Source organism: Vibrio sp. YT-19(2023), from assembly GCF_033337395.1.
In genome coordinates, this window is record NZ_JAWOQN010000001.1 from 402523 (window position 1) to 419318 (window position 16796).

16 protein-coding genes are annotated in these 16796 nt (G+C 43.1%); 12 read left to right on the top strand and 4 right to left on the bottom strand.

All coding sequences use genetic code 11. The annotated features are described in order from the left end of the window. Positions 1 to 131 precede the first annotated feature (131 nt). The 5 genes from R7E78_RS01875 (at position 132) to R7E78_RS01895 (ending at position 6481) form a co-directional block, all read left to right on the top strand. Entirely contained in the window at positions 132 to 986 is an 855-nt protein-coding gene (locus tag R7E78_RS01875) for an MIP/aquaporin family protein (RefSeq protein ID WP_005380195.1), read from the top strand. Positions 987 to 1045: 59 nt separating this feature from the next. Further along, a complete protein-coding gene (glpK, locus tag R7E78_RS01880) occupies positions 1046 to 2563 on the top strand; it encodes a glycerol kinase GlpK (RefSeq protein ID WP_005380193.1) in 1518 nt (505 codons plus the stop codon). A 159-nt stretch (positions 2564 to 2722) separates the two neighbouring features. After that, positions 2723 to 3514: a DeoR/GlpR family transcriptional regulator gene (locus R7E78_RS01885; protein ID WP_318057588.1), complete on the top strand. Its 792-nt coding sequence runs from the start codon at positions 2723 to 2725 to the stop codon at positions 3512 to 3514. Between the two features lie 177 nt (positions 3515 to 3691). Next, positions 3692 to 5251, top strand: a complete 1560-nt coding sequence (gene glpD / locus R7E78_RS01890) for a glycerol-3-phosphate dehydrogenase (protein ID WP_033905559.1) — start codon at positions 3692 to 3694, stop codon at positions 5249 to 5251. Between the two features lie 276 nt (positions 5252 to 5527). Then, a complete protein-coding gene (locus R7E78_RS01895) occupies positions 5528 to 6481 on the top strand; it encodes a CorA family divalent cation transporter (RefSeq protein ID WP_005391702.1) in 954 nt (317 codons plus the stop codon). Positions 6482 to 6554: 73 nt separating this feature from the next. Here the strand turns inward: R7E78_RS01895 and R7E78_RS01900 are convergent, their stop codons facing one another. Then, on the bottom strand, positions 6555 to 7739 hold the full coding sequence (locus R7E78_RS01900) for an NnrS family protein (protein ID WP_262640723.1): 1185 nt from the start codon (positions 7737 to 7739) through the stop codon (positions 6555 to 6557). A gap of 182 nt (positions 7740 to 7921) precedes the next feature. Between R7E78_RS01900 and R7E78_RS01905 the strand changes: the two genes are divergently transcribed. After that, positions 7922 to 8473 carry a gamma-glutamylcyclotransferase family protein gene (locus R7E78_RS01905; protein ID WP_005380184.1) on the top strand — a complete coding sequence of 184 codons (552 nt, stop codon included), beginning with the start codon at positions 7922 to 7924 and terminating at the stop codon, positions 8471 to 8473. Positions 8474 to 8511: 38 nt separating this feature from the next. On the opposite strand, the gene R7E78_RS01910 is transcribed toward R7E78_RS01905, so the two are convergent. Further along, positions 8512 to 9099, bottom strand: coding sequence for an outer membrane beta-barrel protein (locus R7E78_RS01910; protein ID WP_017636001.1), 588 nt, complete (start codon positions 9097 to 9099; stop codon positions 8512 to 8514). 420 nt (positions 9100 to 9519) lie between these two features. Here R7E78_RS01910 and ebgR point away from each other — a divergent pair, with 420 nt between their 5' ends. Then, entirely contained in the window at positions 9520 to 10506 is a 987-nt protein-coding gene (gene ebgR / locus R7E78_RS01915; RefSeq protein WP_191115855.1) for a transcriptional regulator EbgR, read from the top strand. 170 nt (positions 10507 to 10676) lie between these two features. On the opposite strand, the gene R7E78_RS01920 is transcribed toward ebgR, so the two are convergent. Then, positions 10677 to 11594, bottom strand: coding sequence for a LysR family transcriptional regulator (locus R7E78_RS01920; protein ID WP_411913747.1), 918 nt, complete (start codon positions 11592 to 11594; stop codon positions 10677 to 10679). 112 nt (positions 11595 to 11706) lie between these two features. Between R7E78_RS01920 and chrA the strand changes: the two genes are divergently transcribed. Next, a complete protein-coding gene (gene chrA, locus R7E78_RS01925; RefSeq protein ID WP_262640722.1) occupies positions 11707 to 12846 on the top strand; it encodes a chromate efflux transporter in 1140 nt (379 codons plus the stop codon). Between the two features lie 123 nt (positions 12847 to 12969). Here the strand turns inward: chrA and R7E78_RS01930 are convergent, their stop codons facing one another. Next, positions 12970 to 13614: a helix-turn-helix transcriptional regulator gene (locus R7E78_RS01930; RefSeq protein ID WP_005380169.1), complete on the bottom strand. Its 645-nt coding sequence runs from the start codon at positions 13612 to 13614 to the stop codon at positions 12970 to 12972. A 568-nt stretch (positions 13615 to 14182) separates the two neighbouring features. On the opposite strand from R7E78_RS01930, the gene R7E78_RS01935 reads away from it, so the two are divergent. From R7E78_RS01935 to R7E78_RS01950, 4 genes are read left to right on the top strand one after another with little or no spacing between them, the layout of a single operon-like run. Further along, positions 14183 to 15112 carry a hypothetical protein gene (locus tag R7E78_RS01935; RefSeq protein ID WP_005391691.1) on the top strand — a complete coding sequence of 310 codons (930 nt, stop codon included), beginning with the start codon at positions 14183 to 14185 and terminating at the stop codon, positions 15110 to 15112. A 20-nt stretch (positions 15113 to 15132) separates the two neighbouring features. Further along, complete coding sequence (locus R7E78_RS01940; protein ID WP_005380167.1) at positions 15133 to 15456, top strand: hypothetical protein; 324 nt, start codon at positions 15133 to 15135, stop codon at positions 15454 to 15456. A gap of 5 nt (positions 15457 to 15461) precedes the next feature. Beyond that, positions 15462 to 16139, top strand: coding sequence for a C39 family peptidase (locus tag R7E78_RS01945; protein WP_005380165.1), 678 nt, complete (start codon positions 15462 to 15464; stop codon positions 16137 to 16139). Between the two features lie 54 nt (positions 16140 to 16193). Further along, on the top strand, positions 16194 to 16760 hold the full coding sequence (locus tag R7E78_RS01950; RefSeq protein ID WP_054728362.1) for a hypothetical protein: 567 nt from the start codon (positions 16194 to 16196) through the stop codon (positions 16758 to 16760). The last annotated feature ends 36 nt before the right edge of the window (positions 16761 to 16796 follow it).

The following is a 16796-nucleotide window of genomic DNA, read 5'->3' on the forward strand; positions in this document are numbered from 1 at the left end:
AAAAACGAAGACTTTGATTAACAAATTTATGCTCAAACGCTCACTTTTAACGCTCGTTTGTTTTCGTAAACGTTTATATATGCACAATAGTATCGTGCTAGACAGGCAAAAATGATCAAAGGACTTTTAACATGACAACGAACAAACACCCCTCTCTGCTTGGAGAATGTTTGGCCGAGTTTATCGGTACAGGACTACTTATTTTCTTCGGCGTAGGCTGTGTTGCAGCCTTAGTTCTAACAGGCGCATCATTTGGACAATGGGAAATCAGTATTGTATGGGGCTTCGGTGTCGCCATCGCTATTTACTGTACGGCTGGCGTCTCTGGTGCACACATCAACCCTGCCGTTACCATCGCACTTGCTATGTTCCATGGTTTTGATAAGGCGAAAGTGGTGCCATACATTATCGCTCAAATGCTTGGGGCATTCTGTTCTGCTGCATTGGTATACAGCTTATACAGCAACCTTTTCACCGACTACGAAATCGCTCATAACTTCGTTCGCAGCAGCCAAGATGCACTAGCAACTGCTGGTATCTTCTCAACCTATCCGCATGCCTCCCTCTCTTTCTTTGGTGCTTTTGCTGTGGAATTCGTTATCACTGCTGTGCTGATGTTTGCGATTCTGGCTCTGGGCGATGAAAATAACGGCGCGGCACGTGGCGCAATGAACCCTCTATTGATCGGTATTTTGATTGCCGTCATCGGTGGTTCACTTGGCCCACTAACAGGCTTTGCGATGAACCCTGCTCGTGACTTTGGACCAAAGCTGTTCGCTTACTTCGCTGGTTGGGATTACGCTCTGACAGGTGCTAAAGACATTCCTTACTTTATCGTGCCTTTACTTGCTCCGATTGCAGGTGCGTGTTTTGGTGGTTGGTTGTATCCAAAAGCGATTGCCGCTTACCTTCCACAACAAGGTCACGGTTGCACGATTCCAAACCAATGTGAGACGGAAGAAGAAACAGAAGAAGCTAGAGCTTAAAACTGACGTAACTCGAACATTTACTAAAATATAAATAACGAAACAAAAGGATTCTTACCATGACTGAGCAAAAATACATTGTTGCCCTAGACCAAGGTACAACAAGCTCTCGCGCAGTGATTCTTGATCATGATGCGAACATCGTAAGCGTCGCGCAACGCGAATTTACTCAGATTTATCCAGAAGCTGGTTGGGTTGAACATGATCCAATGGAGATCTGGGCAACACAAAGCTCTACCTTAGTAGAAGCTCTAGCTAAGTCTGGCATCCGTAGCGACCAATTAGCGGCTATCGGTATTACTAACCAGCGTGAAACGACTATCGTCTGGAACAAAGAAACAGGTAAACCCGTTTACAATGCGATTGTATGGCAATGTCGCCGTACTGCTGATATCTGTGAAGATTTAAAAGCACGCGGTCTCGAAAACTATGTACGTGACAACACTGGTTTGGTGCTTGACCCTTACTTCTCCGGTACCAAAGTTAAATGGATTCTGGACAATGTTGAAGGCGCACGAGAAGACGCAGAAGCAGGTAAGCTGTTGTTTGGTACTGTCGATACTTGGTTAGTTTGGAAGATGACTCAAGGTCGCGTTCACGTAACCGACTACACTAACGCATCGCGTACCATGCTGTTTAACATCAACGATCTATGTTGGGATCAAAAAATGTTAGATGAGCTTGGCATCCCAGCATCTATGATGCCAGAAGTGAAGCGCTCATCGGAAATTTACGGTAAAACCAACATCGGTGGTAAAGGCGGTACTCGTATTCCTATTTCTGGAATCGCAGGTGACCAACAAGCGGCGCTTTACGGCCAAATGTGTGTTGAAGCGGGTCAAGCGAAAAACACTTACGGTACGGGTTGTTTCTTGCTAATGAATACGGGCCAAGAAAAAGTCACTTCGACACATGGTCTTCTAACAACTTTGGCTTGTGGTCCTGCAGGCGAACCAGCTTATGCACTTGAAGGTGCCGTATTCATGGGTGGAGCTTCTATCCAATGGCTACGTGATGAATTAAAAATCCTAAACGGTGCAGAAGACTCTGAATACTTCGCGACAAAAGTGGATACATCAAACGGCGTTTATGTCGTGCCTGCATTTACTGGTTTAGGCGCTCCATACTGGGATGCCTACGCACGTGGCACGATTGTCGGCCTTACTCGCGGTGTGAATTCAAACCATATCATCCGTGCAACATTGGAAGGCATCGCTTATCAAACTCGTGACGTACTGGATGCGATGCAAGCTGACTCAGGCATTAAGCTTGCGAACCTTCGCGTCGATGGTGGTGCAGTAGCGAACAACTTCCTAATGCAATTCCAATCCGATGTATTGAACACAGAAGTACACCGCCCTCAAGTAACTGAGGTTACCGCTCTTGGTGCAGCCTACCTTGCCGGCCTTGCAGTTGGTTACTGGGATAGCATTGATGAGTTGCAGAATAAAGCGGTACTTGATCGCACCTTTGAGCCACACGATGATGAAGAAAAACGCAATCGTCGTTACAAGGGCTGGAAACGTGCAGTGAAATGTGCACAAACCTGGTCTGAACTTCACGACGAAGAAGATTAATCTCATCTCCATAAGAAAAAAAGAGCGCCATTTGTGCGCTCTTTTTGCGCTTTATCCCCGATTCCTGAACTCGCTTACTTCTCACAACGAGCAAATTCGAGCACAATAGAGCTTCGAATTTGAAGCATTGGCCGTTACCAATGCACAAGGGAGTGGTAAGTGAAGCAAATACCTCGACACCAGCAGATTGTTGAGCTGGTGAAAAAACAAGGCTATGTCAGCACGGATGAGTTAGTAGAAAGATTCAATGTCAGCCCACAAACCATCCGACGCGATCTCAATGAACTCTCCGATGACAACAAAATTCGTCGTTATCACGGTGGAGCCACTATTCCTCTCAGTTCTGAAAACACATCTTACAACACGCGTAAAGCGCTCAACTTCAATGAAAAAGATGTCATTGCAGACGAGGTAGTCAAACACATTCCAGATGGTGCCACACTATTCATCGATATCGGCACCACACCAGAAGCAGTTGCGCGAGCGCTCAATAAAAACCATAAACAGTTGCGTGTTGTCACCAACAACATCAATGTTGCGACCATTCTTTTCCCTAACCCTGAAATCAAAGTCATCTTAGCGGGTGGAGAAGTCCGCAGCAGAGACGGCGGTATTGTTGGCGAGGCTACCCTCGATTTCGTTAAACAGTTCCGTCTCGACTTTGGTATTCTCGGCATTAGCGGTATCGACTTCGATGGCTCGCTATTAGACTTTGATTACCACGAAGTCCGGGTCAAACAAGCGATCATTGACAATAGCCGTAGTGTATTTCTTGCCGTAGACCACACCAAGTTCGGGCGCAATGCTATGGTGAAACTAGGCAATATTGCACAGCTCAACATGATCTTTACCAATAAGCAGCCACCAGAAGAAATCTTGTCAATTTTGAAGGAAGCTTCTATCCCACTTGAAGTGGTTGAAGCTAACGAATCAAACTCCGAAAACGAGTAACGTCAATCGTATAACTCCCCCTCAAATGACCTCTGTCTTAATTAGACAGAGGTTTTTTTTGTGTCTAAATCACACAAAACGCTCACAAACGAAAATAATAGATGATCACAAACGAAACCTGAGCTAGGATTACATTATGTTCTAAAATGCTCGTTCGCTCACCAAGAGGTCAAATTTATGAGTATACAAAATAATGCTTCCACTACTAGCTCATCCACTACCTTAGACTTGATCGTAATCGGTGGCGGCATTAACGGAGCTGGTATTGCAGCAGACGCAGCTGGCCGAGGTTTGAGTGTTGGCTTATACGAAGCAAATGACTTCGCATCTGCGACTTCTTCAGCAAGTTCTAAACTGATACACGGCGGTTTACGCTACCTTGAACACTACGAGTTTCGTTTAGTTTCGGAAGCGCTCGCAGAGCGTGAGGTTATTCTTCGTAAAGCACCACACGTCGCACTACCAATGCGTTTCCGTTTACCGCATCGCCCATTCCTACGCCCAGCTTGGATGATTCGTTGTGGCCTTTTCCTTTACGATAACTTGGGTAAACGTACGACGCTGCAAGGCAGTAAAACCGTCAACCTTGCGAAATCTGGCTTGCTAAAACCAGAAATGAAAACGGGTTTCGAATACTCTGACTGTTGGGTTGATGATGCACGTTTAGTATTACTGAACGTTCTTGCGGCTCGCGAAAACCATGCTGAAGTGCGTAACTACTGCCGCGTGGAAAAAGCACACCGTGAAGGTGGTATCTGGCATGTTACTATTCACGATGTGATGACAGACCAACGTTTCGAACGTAAAGCGAAAGCGTTAGTCAATGCTGCGGGGCCTTGGGTAAAACAGTTCTTTGATGATGGATTAGAGCAAGCCTCTCCTCGTAACATTCGCTTAATCAAAGGCTCGCACATCGTTGTTCCTCGTATCCACAACGAACCGCAAGCCTACATTCTTCAAAACAAAGACAATCGCATCGTATTTATGATTCCTTACTTAGATAAGTTCTCAATCATTGGTACAACAGATGTGGAATACAAAGGTGACCCACGTGAAGTGTCGATCTCAGATGACGAAGTCGATTACCTCATTGATATCGTAAACCAACACTTTGTCCACCAGTTGACTCGCGAAGATGTAGTTTGGACATACAGCGGTGTTCGTCCTTTATGTGACGATGAATCTGACTCTCCGCAAGCAATCACACGAGACTACACGCTAGAGCTCGATGCGGAATACGACCATGCACCTCTGCTTTCTGTTTTTGGTGGTAAGTTAACGACCTACCGTAAGTTAGGTGAAGCAGCAATGAAGAAACTTGCTCCGTTCCTACCTGAAATGGGTAAAGACTGGACGGCCAACCAAACCCTTCCTGGTGGTAACTTCAGCTGTAGTCGTGAACAATTAGCGAAACAAATTCATGCTAAATACACTTGGGCGCCAGAAGCATTGATTCTTCGTTATGTCACTCAGTTTGGTACCCAAACGTGGAACTTAATGGAAGGTACAACAAGTGAAGCTGACTTAGGACAAACGTTCTCGACACAAGCCGGTGGTGTTTACCAACGTGAGATCGATTACTTAATGAACCATGAAATGGCAATGACCGATGAAGACATTTTATGGCGCCGTACTAAGCTTGGTCTTTACATGAACGAGGAAGAAAAACAGGCCTTAACGGACTATTTAAAGAAAAAGCTACAACAGAAAGTGGTTAATCTTTCTCAAGTTGGCTAACAGCTCCCCTCCCTCCCCCCACAATAAAGCCTGCTTAGTTGCAGGCTTTTTGTTTTGTTGTTTAAGCACAACACCTTGGTGCGCTCCACTCGATTGCAAATAAGAACAACTATTCATAGACATTTGGCGTTAAATACAATCATACTCATTTGAAAAATAATGCATCAATGACTTCAGAGTACCGTACTCAGAGCATTGCCTCTGTATGGCAATGCAATTCTCGCGAAAGAAGTATCTTGAGGTTATTTTGGTATCGGCTCAAACAAGGAAAAGAAAATGGGTTTTATGATTGAACATTGGGACTTCTCAACCCCAGAAGCAACTCAACAATCCACCACGGCAGAGCAAATTCAAGCTAAGCATTGGTACCATTGCGAACGGCTGCATCCTGATATTCGTGGTTGGCTGGAGCAAAACCAAGTACCTCGAGCTACGGTTGATCATCTATTAGCCGACGAAAGCCGACCATCTTTCCATCCTTTAGATGACGAGAACTTCATGTTGATTTTACGAGGCGTCAATATGAACGGCAATGCATCACCAGAAGATATGCTTAGTATTCGAATTCTCTACTTTCAAGGCGCACTCATTTCAACTCGTAAAATTCCATCACGCGCGATCATGGAGATACGCCAAGCATTAGCGGAACACAAAGGCCCAAAAAGTCTTGCTAGTTTACTTCATCAGATCATTGAAGGATTAAACAGTAAAATAGACATTTACCTTGATACAATTGAAGAAACACTAAACCAGTTCGACGTGAATGATGAATCGACGTACAAACATATGGCGACTCAAAAAGCACTGATTTCTATCAAGCGTTTTATTCGCCCTCAGCAGTACGCTATCCGTGATCTTGTGGAGTCAGAATCAGAATTGATTGCTTTGAGACCTCATCAATATCGCTTCGCACACAATAATATTACGCGCATAAATGAAACACTTGAGTTTTATCTTGGAGAAGTGGCGCTTTTCCAAGAAGAGATCAAACATCATCGTGATGAGAAAACCAATAAAAACAGTTACCTGTTTACTTTGGTAGCAACGATTTTTCTACCAACCAGCTTCTTAACAGGTTTACTCGGTATCAATGTTGGTGGAATGCCAGGTGTGGAATCCACCATGGCATTCACCTGGTTCTGTATCGCCTTAATTGTCATTTTTGGTCTAGAGTGGTGGCTATTTAAACGCTTGGGGCTCACGAATAAAGCGGACGACGAAGACGAGTAAACACTAAACCTATAAAGAACAAAAACCAAAAGAGGAGCACGCGGCTCCTCTTTTCTCTACTCACATTAGAATCTTATCCGGGGTGACCATCCACACGAGGGGTCACAAGCATCACACCAAAGCGCCACACAAATAGCCCAAACGCAACAATCCATAATCCGCCGCTGATATCAATCCACAGCATCATGTTCGCTGGGTCAAAGATCACGGCGAAACTGCGAACCAAAGCTGCCGCGGTAATCGCTGCAAACGCAAGGCTCATGTTTGGTCCTTTGTAGATCATGCGACCAGTATGTCCCATCGTCACCCGTGCAATCATCGCTAAAATCAAACCGCCTAACGCACCTATCGCAAACAGGTGAATGAGGTTATGGCTGGCAAATGCATCTCCCCAGACGCCTCGCAAAATTAAGCTTAGTGGTAAACACAAATACGCAGCATGCAGCGACCACACTAAAGGCTCGCTCAGGGTTAACCGAGGTTTCCAGCGAACAAAACGCACCAACTGAGCAACACCTGCAAACAACATCAAAGGACTACCTAGTTCTGCAAACGTCACAGGGAAAAAGCTCAGCACAAATAGCATTACCAACGGCAAATTCGCGAGCCACTCTAACCAAGCCAATGGTTGCGCTTTTTCGAAATTAAATCGACGCGCAGTAAAAAATGGAATCACACGTCCGCCCATCACTGACAACAGCAAGGTAAACCACCACAGCATTGCTTGCCACACCGCTGAAGAGCTAAAGGGCGGCATACCTTTTATCGTTGCGTAGCTTGCAAAGTTCGCAAAGATGGCCAAAAGAAACAGTGGAACGAAAAACAAATTACGCCAACCTTTGGCTCGATACACACGAATGCCCACCTCATAGGCGACAAACAGTAAAAATACCGCTTCGATACTGCTGGTTAACCATAACGGTGCTGGTGTCCAAAGCAATATGCGGGGCACTAACCACAAGCCAAATAAAGCCAGAAGCATGTAATGCTTGGTACCATTAATGCCAGTCCAGTTTTGTACCGCGGTCAGTACAAAGCCAACTACAATGGCCATTGAAAAACCGAACAACATTTCATGTACGTGCCACCACAATGCAGGCACGGCCAATGCGCTTGGCGGCCCACTTTGGAACATCCACACCCATAACGCAATCGCATCAATGGCGTAAATCGACCCAAACAGAAAAAACGGCCGAAAGCCTAATCGCAGCCATGCGGGGATTTTTTCTTCTACTTTTTTATCGGTGATATTCAGCATTATCTTGCCCTCAAGCGTCTCTCGATGCTGGTTAACTCAACTACATATTGATGCTACCATAAACATGTATAGAAAATACATGTTTATAATTAAGATTATACTTAAGAGGTAAAGTTGTGCTTCAGATGCGGGTTAGGTATAAACATGAGAGGCACAACTATCAGTTAAGGGATGCAACGACAATGTACATATTTGGCTATGGCAGTTTGATTAATTCTGCGTCGCGTAAGTTAACCGGACAAACGGGAGAAGCCATTCCCGTCATAGCACATGGGTTGGTTCGCTACTGGGGGAAGATTGACGACAGCTACAGCCTCTCTCCACTAGTGGTGAACCAAGGCGATGGACAGGTTAATGGCGTTTTACTCGAAGTAAATGAAGAAGCGCTCGCAGAATTCGACCGCCGTGAGCGAGGTTATCATCGTATTCAACTTCAGCCAGATCAAATCGAAACAGATGCGAGTTTTAACCAAGAACATGACATTTGGGTTTACGTAAAAGACGAGCCACTACCACCATGCGCAAAGAGCCCAATCATGCAAAGTTATGTTGATACCGTGCTGGCAGGTTGCTTGGAAGTTTCCCACGCGTTTGCAGAGCATTTTGTGCGTCACACCATTGGCTGGCAACACGCGAAAGAAAATGACCGCCATCAACCCAAATATGGCAACCTTGCAGGCGTGCAAGAGCATCATTACGAGTTGATTGATAATCTAATAAAAAAAGGAGCCTAACGGCTCCTTTTTAGTATCTATGTTTTGCTTACGCGAGCTTAAAACTTGTAATCAACACCAACGTACAGGCTGTCAAAATCAAAATCTTCGCTGCCACCGTTTTCGGCATCAATACTTACCGAAGAAGCACGGTAGCCACCAGATACAACCAAACCTGAAGCGAACTCATAACCAGCCTCAACACCGTAGTTAAAGCCTACATCACGACCATCATCGGTAACAGTGCTAGATGATTTCACTTCATAAGAAACACTCATTACACCAAGGCCAGCAATCGCACCAACATAGAAGCCTGTACCTGCAAATTGGTATTTAGGCTTCGCATTGAAATTGAACGCAGAAGCATCAACACTAAATTTAACCGGCCACCCCATGTAAGAAAATGTTTCTTCAAAGTCGCCAAAGTATATGTACTCACCTTCAAAAGCTAGTTTGAAGTTTTCTGAATATTGCAGCTCTTTACCTACAGCAAGGCTAAGACCTGTCGCAGAAAAATCTTTTGACAAGCTTTTAACTTTAAGATCTGAATTTACCAAATCAGCACCAACATACCAGTTACCTTTTGCTTGAACTGATGCTGAAGCAACCACTGCACCTAAAGCCAATAATGGCAATACTTTTTTCATTATAATTTCCCAATTTTTCATACTGTTAGACAGCTTTTAAAAGCGCGGAGATTATAAATAGAGTTGAATACTTTCCTATTGATTTGTTTATAAAATGAGACACAAAACATAAACATGAACAATAAAACGTTTGCTTGATTAAACTCTAAACAGCTCGACTCCTATTAAGTACTAGAGTTACCACAAGTAGCAAGTTTCCAAACCTGTCGCGTTTTTCAGTATTTTTACAGCAATATAATCCTTACGTTTACGGCTTTATTTATTACTCAATAGAGTCTATTTCATGAAAACAAGTTGGCTTGATATGATGATTTAAAGTGTTTAGGACTGTCTTACTAAAGGTTTGTGCATATCTAAGTAGCTGTTTAAAATAGTCAGATTATTGAGCTCACACTTGGGCAGTGACAACGGGAAATTTACATGGCAAAGCTAAAAGATATCGCCATTGAAGCAGGCGTCTCACTTGCAACCGTATCGCGGGTTTTGAACAACGACCCAACGTTGAGCGTTAAAGAAGAAACCAAATACCGCATTTTGGAAATTGCAGAAAAACTGGAGTACCGCACCAGTAGCTCGAAGAAAGGCATCAAAGAAGTTAAGCAAAAACATCACTTTTTAGCCTTATATAACTACAAACAAGAAACAGAGGTGAATGACCCTTACTACTTATCAATTCGTCATGGGATTGAAACGCAATGCGACAAATTAGGTATTACGCTAACCAATTGCTATAACAGTGAAATTGATGTTGAAACGAAAAAGATAACAGGTGTCCTTTTAGTCGGAAATGTCGACCAAAAGGTAGTAGATAAATTACCTAAACGTCTAGCCGATAGCATCTGCTACATAAACTTTTCAGATCCAACCTGCCCTTATGATTGCGTTGATGTCGACCTTATTCGAATCAGTAGGCAAGTGGTTGATTTCTTTGTACAACGAGGCCACCGCCGCATCGGTTATATTAGCGGTCAAGACAAGCACGACGCAGCTGACACTCGTAAAAATGTGTTTTTGGACTATGGCTGTCTAAAAGGCGTGGTCGCAGAACAAGATATACACTATTGTGCCTGCTCTAGTTTGTCCGGTTATAACTTAGCGAAAGAGATGCTAGCCAAAGGTGACTTCCCGAAAGCAGTATTCATTGATTCAGACTCCATCGCGATTGGCATAGTACGTGCAATCCATGAATTTGGCTTAAAGATACCAGAGGATATTACGTTGATTAGTATGAATGATATTCCTACTGCTCGCTTTACCTTTCCGCCGTTGTCTACAATTCGTATTCACTCTGAGTTGATGGGAACTCAGGGAGTGAACTTACTGGTGGAAAAATACCGAGATGGACGCTTACTCCCTCTTCATGTATACGTTCAAACAGAGCTTAAACTACGTGGTACAACTCAATGATACCTTTTCCATTAATCTCTTTTATGAATTAAATCTTGAACATCCCCCCCTAACCCAAGACATTCATTTTGCACAATCAGTACTGTTTCGGTGTAACGCCGATAACTCAGCGGGTAGTAAGAAGTCCAACAACAAATAACTCTAAGCACCATGAGTGCCCCAAATGTTTATCATTTAGAGATGATGGTCGAAAAAACCAACTCGCGTAGCCAAATGCCTTTGTCTTCATTGTTTCGGCTGGAATGCCACAGCATGGCAATATCAAAATCCGCAACGGCGATCGGCGGCTTAACAGTAGTGAGATCGTCCGAAAAGCCCTCCGCCAACGCCATTTTTTCTGGCACGATGGCAATGAGATCGCGCTTTTTCAACAGATGCCGAATAGTGAGAAAGTTGCGCGACGCCACGGTGACTTTGCGGCTCAAGCCATGTTCTGCAAGCTTTTGGTCTACTTGTGTCTTTAAGCTCCCATCGGGACTTACCAGAGCTTGCTCTATGTTCGCGAACGCTTCCAGAGACAGCTGTGTTTCCCCTTTCAACACCTGTTTATCACACATGCACACGTGTTTTTCGGTGTACAAGTACAAGCTCTCAAAGTTGTCATCCAACACCGGCATGCTGCCAATAATGACATCGAGCTTTTCGTGCTCAGTTAATGCCACGTAGTTGCTACGATTGACGTTAATAAAACTGATCTGCGCCTCTGGGGCGCGCTGGCGTATTTCGTCATAAAGCCGAGGAGCAAAGATAAACTCGGCATAATCCGTTAACCCGATGCGACATACACCCGCGTAATTTTCAGGTTGGAAGGCAGACTTAGTGAGCAAGTCTTTGGCGATAGAATCCAACAAGTGATGCACAGTTGGCGCGATGTGGTGAGCGTGCTCGGTGGGCTCCATATTGTGCCCTTTTCGCTCAAAAAGCGGGTCGTCAAACAACAACCTTAAACGAGACAAACTATGACTCATCGCCGACTGGCTAACGTAACTTTTCTCTGCCGCGACGCTAACGCTTCGATAGCGATACAAGTAGGAAAACGTAACCAATAAGTTCAAGTCAATGTTGCGCCACTGAATGTCCTCTTTCACTCCAACATCCTCATCCCATTTTATTCATAGATGAAATTAAAATCATCAATTTGAGTCATTTTAGAGCATTCGATAAATTAGCAACAATGCTTTTTAGATAAACAGGCTCGACATGTTCACCATATTCAAAACTTTTTTCTGGCTGGGTTGGTTCAGCTTCGGCGGCCCGGCGGCTCATATTGGTTATTTTCGCCAAACCTTTGTTGAGAAACTGAAATGGCTTGATGACAGCGAGTACGCGCAAATTGTCGCACTCAGTCAGTTTTTGCCGGGACCGGGCTCAAGCCAAGTTGGCTTTGCTTTAGGTTATAAACGCGGCGGTTTAGGTGGCGCATGCGCAGCATTTGTCGGATTCACTCTTCCTTCGGTGATCATCATGTTGGCGCTGGCGATGGTGAGCAGCCAAATCACCGACACCGCAGTGTTCCAAAACATCGTTCACGGCCTAAAACTGCTCGCAGTCGTCGTCGTGGCGGATGCGACTTGGGGCATGTACAAAAACTTCTGCCAAAGTAAACTGACCGCGGGTTTGTGCGTCGCGACTGCGATTGCGTTGCTGGTGGCACCAAGCATCATGACGCAAATGTTCGTGTTGATCGCAGCAGGTTTTGTCGGTACGCGATATCTGAAGAAAGACTCCGCGTCATCAGCCGAGCCGTTTAAACCGTCTATCGCGCCATTGGCTCTATTTGCGATGCTTTTACTCGGCTTACCGTTAGTGGCTCATACGTTACCTTTGCTTGGGCTGTTTAGTGATTTTTTCCAAGCTGGTAGTTTAGTGTTTGGTGGCGGTCATGTGGTTCTGCCGCTTCTGCAAAACATTGTTGGCGACCAGCTCAGCCAAGATGCATTTTTAACAGGCTACGCCGCTGCACAAGCTGTACCAGGGCCAATGTTCACCTTTGCGACTTTTATCGGTTATGAGCTTTCGGATACGCCAATTTTAGGCGCTCTGATCGCAACGCTTGGCGTATTCCTCCCAGGGTTTCTTTTACTGCTTGGCGTTCTTAAAAACTGGCAAGCACTGGCAGGCAAACCGCTGGTCTCCGGCGCCATCAACGGTGTAAATGCCTCGGTAGTAGGGTTACTACTCGCGGCACTTTACCAGCCAGTATTTAGCAGCGCAGTTGTTGCTCCCATCGACATGGCGTTAGTGATTGCGGGTTTCTATCTACACAAAAAGCTCAACCTTTCGGTACTATGGATGATCGTGTTTTTTGTGGCAGCAGGCCTTGTCACGGGCATGATGTAGCCTGCTGATACGCCAACTATTGAATCTAGATAAACCACGGGCACTCAAATACGAGTGCCCTTGCTTAGATTAGATAGTGAAAACGGAACAGACCCCGATAAAAAGAGCATCACAAATTGTGACTTAACTTCTCTCGGTTAAGCCATTGTTCATTCTTACCAACTTAACCGCATCATGACGAGAATGGACATCGAGTTTTTTGTACAACTTGTATATATGGCTTTTCACTGTACTTTCAGATAAAAAAAGTCTTGAAGCAATTTGTTGATTTGAAATGCCGTACACAAGTAGCTCTAGAATCTGTTTTTCTCTGCATGTTAACTCATCATGCTGCTGTTCTTCGGACAAATTTGCATGCCGATAATTGAGGACTAACTTCTCTAGGTACATTCTTGGTAGCCACAACCCACCTTTCAGTACGTATTCCGCGCCATCACATATATGTGTCACTGATGCACTTCGGAGCAAAATTCCTTTTAACAACTTCCAATGCAGTAAGTCCGTTTGTACTTTTTCACAAGGGACGTTGTGAAGCATAAAGGACCACCCAAATAGATCAAAATCTGGTAACTTTCCTTGTACTTCAAGCTGACGCATAAAATCGTAATCAATAAACATCAAATCGATACTGAGTGAGTGACTTCTGAACACCACTTCATCTGGTTGCATTATCTTTACATCGACATCATGAATGGAAGACAGCTGTTTTTTTATTAAGTTACTTTGTAAATTACTCTCAGCTAGCAGTATCAAGTGCTTCTTTTCCATAGTCCCACCACATTAACTTACCTGTTTCACCAACCCCCGTTAGAAAATTAATTGGGGATAGCAAAGAGAATTTATCTTCATTTTAAGTAGAAAATATAGCACTTCAGAATGATATCGCATTGCTTTTCAGCACCGAAAAAGACTTAAAAAGTATGAACATGTTATATTTTTATCCATACTTTTCAACCTGTGTTAGCATAAGGATATGATTTATAATATTAAATAATAAAGATAATAATTGGATAAAATACCATTTATAAAAAATGGATGACTGCTCCGCTCAGTGCAATAGAACGAATTACTTCTTTATATTGGCTTCATTTCATACTTGATGAGTACTTAAAGTAAATACAAAAAATAACATTATGATTATGTTATTTTTTTCTTTAACACCTTAAAGAGACGCACCTAAATACTCCCTTCCAGCCTGAATCATTCTCAATAATGAGAACAGCTTTCACTGATCCTTTCTTATAATTTCATCGCTTCCCACAACATTTGAAGGAAGCAGCAAGAAGTTAAGTGCAGTCATTTTTAATCAGGAATAACAGGAAATGGAGTAATCGTTATGACTCTAAACAAAACAGGGCTTGCTTTAGCAATGTCAGCAATTTTATTTAGTGGCTCTCTAATCGCGAATGAGATCGATGATGGAGACGACAACATGCAATGGACTGACAGCGCTAATACCGATATCGGTTTATCTGGCAGCTTCAATGATAACAGTGACAATAGCGCATCTCTCGGTGTTGGTGATAGCTTCAACGACAACAGCGATAATAGTGCGTCACTAGGTATTGGTCATAGCTTCAACGACAACAGCGACACTGACAACAGTGCAACTCTTGGTGTTGATGACAGCTTTAATAACAACAGCGACAACTCAAACTCGAGCACTAACACAGCTCAAAGCCACAACGACAATAGTACGTCTAACGCTAACGACAACAGTACCAGTGCTGATCTTGATGTGAGCCTAAATAGTGATAGTAGTGATTCAAGTACTAACACAAATAGAAGCCACAACGACAACAGCGACTCTAGTACTACTGTAAGACGTAGCAACAACGACAACAGTGACTCTAGTATCAACAGTAGCTTTAACGATAACAGCGATAATCGTAATCAAAGCGACAACCGTAACCAGAGTGATAACCGTAGCTACGCTGATTCAAGCACAACAAACTCGAACAGCTTTAACGACAATAGTAACTATCAAAGTGACTCGAGCTCAACAAATGTTGATAGCTTCAATCAAGTCCATATGGATACAGATATGGTTGTTGCGAGCTCGAGCCTAATGGGTGGTGTTACAGGTGCATCAGTTATTTATGCAACTAACGCGGATGATACTCGAGTTCGAGTTGAAAACATGAACACCCTTGGTGGTCTTGGTGGTGCAGCTGGTATTACTACCGTTGGTCAGAATGCTGGTTCAAATTCACTTGTACAACAATCTGTTACAACTAATGCAAGTGTGTTTACTGGGGGTGAGTAACCGACTAGTAGGAGAAAGCGATGCGTTTGGCAATCTGTACTTTGAGTATGATAGTTGCCTGCACTGCACTCGCTGATGACATTGCATTATCTGGCGGAGAAGTTAGCTTGGATATCATGAATGAATCAAGAGGTGGACAAAATGTTGAACTCGACTTGGTTTATGCAGAATCAGATATCAATGGTATTTCGTCAGATAATGTCGCGTCAAACACCGTGAGTGGTAACAATATACTATCAAGTGGAGCGTTCGCAGACAGTTCGGGTATATCCAACGTAATTCAGAACAGCGGAAACAACGTTTTAATCCAGAACTCTACCGTCGTTAACCTGACACTCAAGTAAACAATATGAAAGTATTAAATAACTTAATTTGGCTGATGCTCGTTTATTCAGCATCAGCCATTTCATTAGAACTGCTACCTTACCGAGCACATTACTCTGTTCCTGTTAAAAGCTACAAAGAAATAGTGTTCGGTGATGTTTTTCGCCAACAGTATGACTTCAGCTGTGGCTCTGCCGCCCTGGCTTCTCTTCTCACTTTTCATTATGCAACAGAGTCATCTGAACAAGATATCTTCAAAAGCATGTTTGAAAAAGGTGATAAAGAAAAAATCAAAGAGAAAGGTTTTTCTTTGTTGGATATGAAGTTTTACTTGGATTCCATAGGGTTACGTTCTGACGGCTTTCAAGTAGGACTGGAGAAAATTAAAGAAGTCGGCGTCCCTGGGATTACTCTCGTTAATTTCGACGGGTATATGCATTTTGTTGTCATCAGAGGTATAAACAATCACTCAGTTATTCTAGGAGACCCTTCTAGAGGAACCATGATAATGAAACTGGATGAGTTTGAAAAATATTACCAAGGAATTGTGTTACTGGTCCGTAACGAAGCGGAAATGGGACGGTCTAGCTTTATAACCAATGATAATTTCACCGTATATCAAAGATCACCATTAAAAACAGGAGTGTCTAGAGATTCCTTAGGGGTATTTAGCATTACTCTCCCAGTTTCCGGTGAAAATTAATATAACATTGTTTTAAATAACTTTAAGAACTTAACAACCTGAAAGGCCTACATTATGAACTACAATAAATTTTTGTTAGTGCTTTGTATGCTAATACCTCATTTTAATGTGAATGCTAAAGATGTTGGCCTGCAAGAACTTACTCCTCTTTCAAATTTATCTTTAGAAGAATATCGAGGTGGTTTCCAAATTACGGACGAGTATATTATTAATATTGGATTAAGCATTACTACGACTATAAATGGCGATGATATTTTGAACACAAATATTGCCAACTTAGTAATTGAAAATGGTAATTTAAAAAACATTAGCGCAAATAGTGAAAATCAAAGTGGAGATGTTTTCAACCAGGGTATTGTTAACATCATACAATTTGGTGAAGGCAATATTATTGGAGATAATTCTATAGATTCACCCAAAATGCCTTCGTCTCAAAATCCTAATATAATAAGTTCAGACTTTATAAATTCAAGTATTATCAATATTATTCAAAACACGAAAGATAACAGTATTATTGGACTTAGCACGCTCGTAGACATTGATGCTCAAGTAAATGGGGTAATACGGGAAATCAAAGCAAACCAACAATTAGAAGACGCCTTATTGAACCACCTTCAATGAGCATTTCCATTTTTATCTGAAAAATTGTCACGTTAA

Coding starts and splice junctions, on each gene's coding strand:
- R7E78_RS01875 (WP_005380195.1), top strand. CDS start 132: ATGACAACGAACAAACACCCCTCTCTGCTTGGAGAATGTTTGGCCGAG.
- glpK (WP_005380193.1), top strand. CDS start 1,046: ATGACTGAGCAAAAATACATTGTTGCCCTAGACCAAGGTACAACAAGC.
- glpD (WP_033905559.1), top strand. CDS start 3,692: ATGAGTATACAAAATAATGCTTCCACTACTAGCTCATCCACTACCTTA.
- R7E78_RS01895 (WP_005391702.1), top strand. CDS start 5,528: ATGGGTTTTATGATTGAACATTGGGACTTCTCAACCCCAGAAGCAACT.
- R7E78_RS01900 (WP_262640723.1), bottom strand. CDS start 7,739: ATGCTGAATATCACCGATAAAAAAGTAGAAGAAAAAATCCCCGCATGG.
- R7E78_RS01905 (WP_005380184.1), top strand. CDS start 7,922: ATGTACATATTTGGCTATGGCAGTTTGATTAATTCTGCGTCGCGTAAG.
- R7E78_RS01910 (WP_017636001.1), bottom strand. CDS start 9,099: ATGAAAAAAGTATTGCCATTATTGGCTTTAGGTGCAGTGGTTGCTTCA.
- ebgR (WP_191115855.1), top strand. CDS start 9,520: ATGGCAAAGCTAAAAGATATCGCCATTGAAGCAGGCGTCTCACTTGCA.
- chrA (WP_262640722.1), top strand. CDS start 11,707: ATGTTCACCATATTCAAAACTTTTTTCTGGCTGGGTTGGTTCAGCTTC.
- R7E78_RS01930 (WP_005380169.1), bottom strand. CDS start 13,614: ATGGAAAAGAAGCACTTGATACTGCTAGCTGAGAGTAATTTACAAAGT.
- R7E78_RS01935 (WP_005391691.1), top strand. CDS start 14,183: ATGACTCTAAACAAAACAGGGCTTGCTTTAGCAATGTCAGCAATTTTA.
- R7E78_RS01940 (WP_005380167.1), top strand. CDS start 15,133: ATGCGTTTGGCAATCTGTACTTTGAGTATGATAGTTGCCTGCACTGCA.
- R7E78_RS01945 (WP_005380165.1), top strand. CDS start 15,462: ATGAAAGTATTAAATAACTTAATTTGGCTGATGCTCGTTTATTCAGCA.
- R7E78_RS01950 (WP_054728362.1), top strand. CDS start 16,194: ATGAACTACAATAAATTTTTGTTAGTGCTTTGTATGCTAATACCTCAT.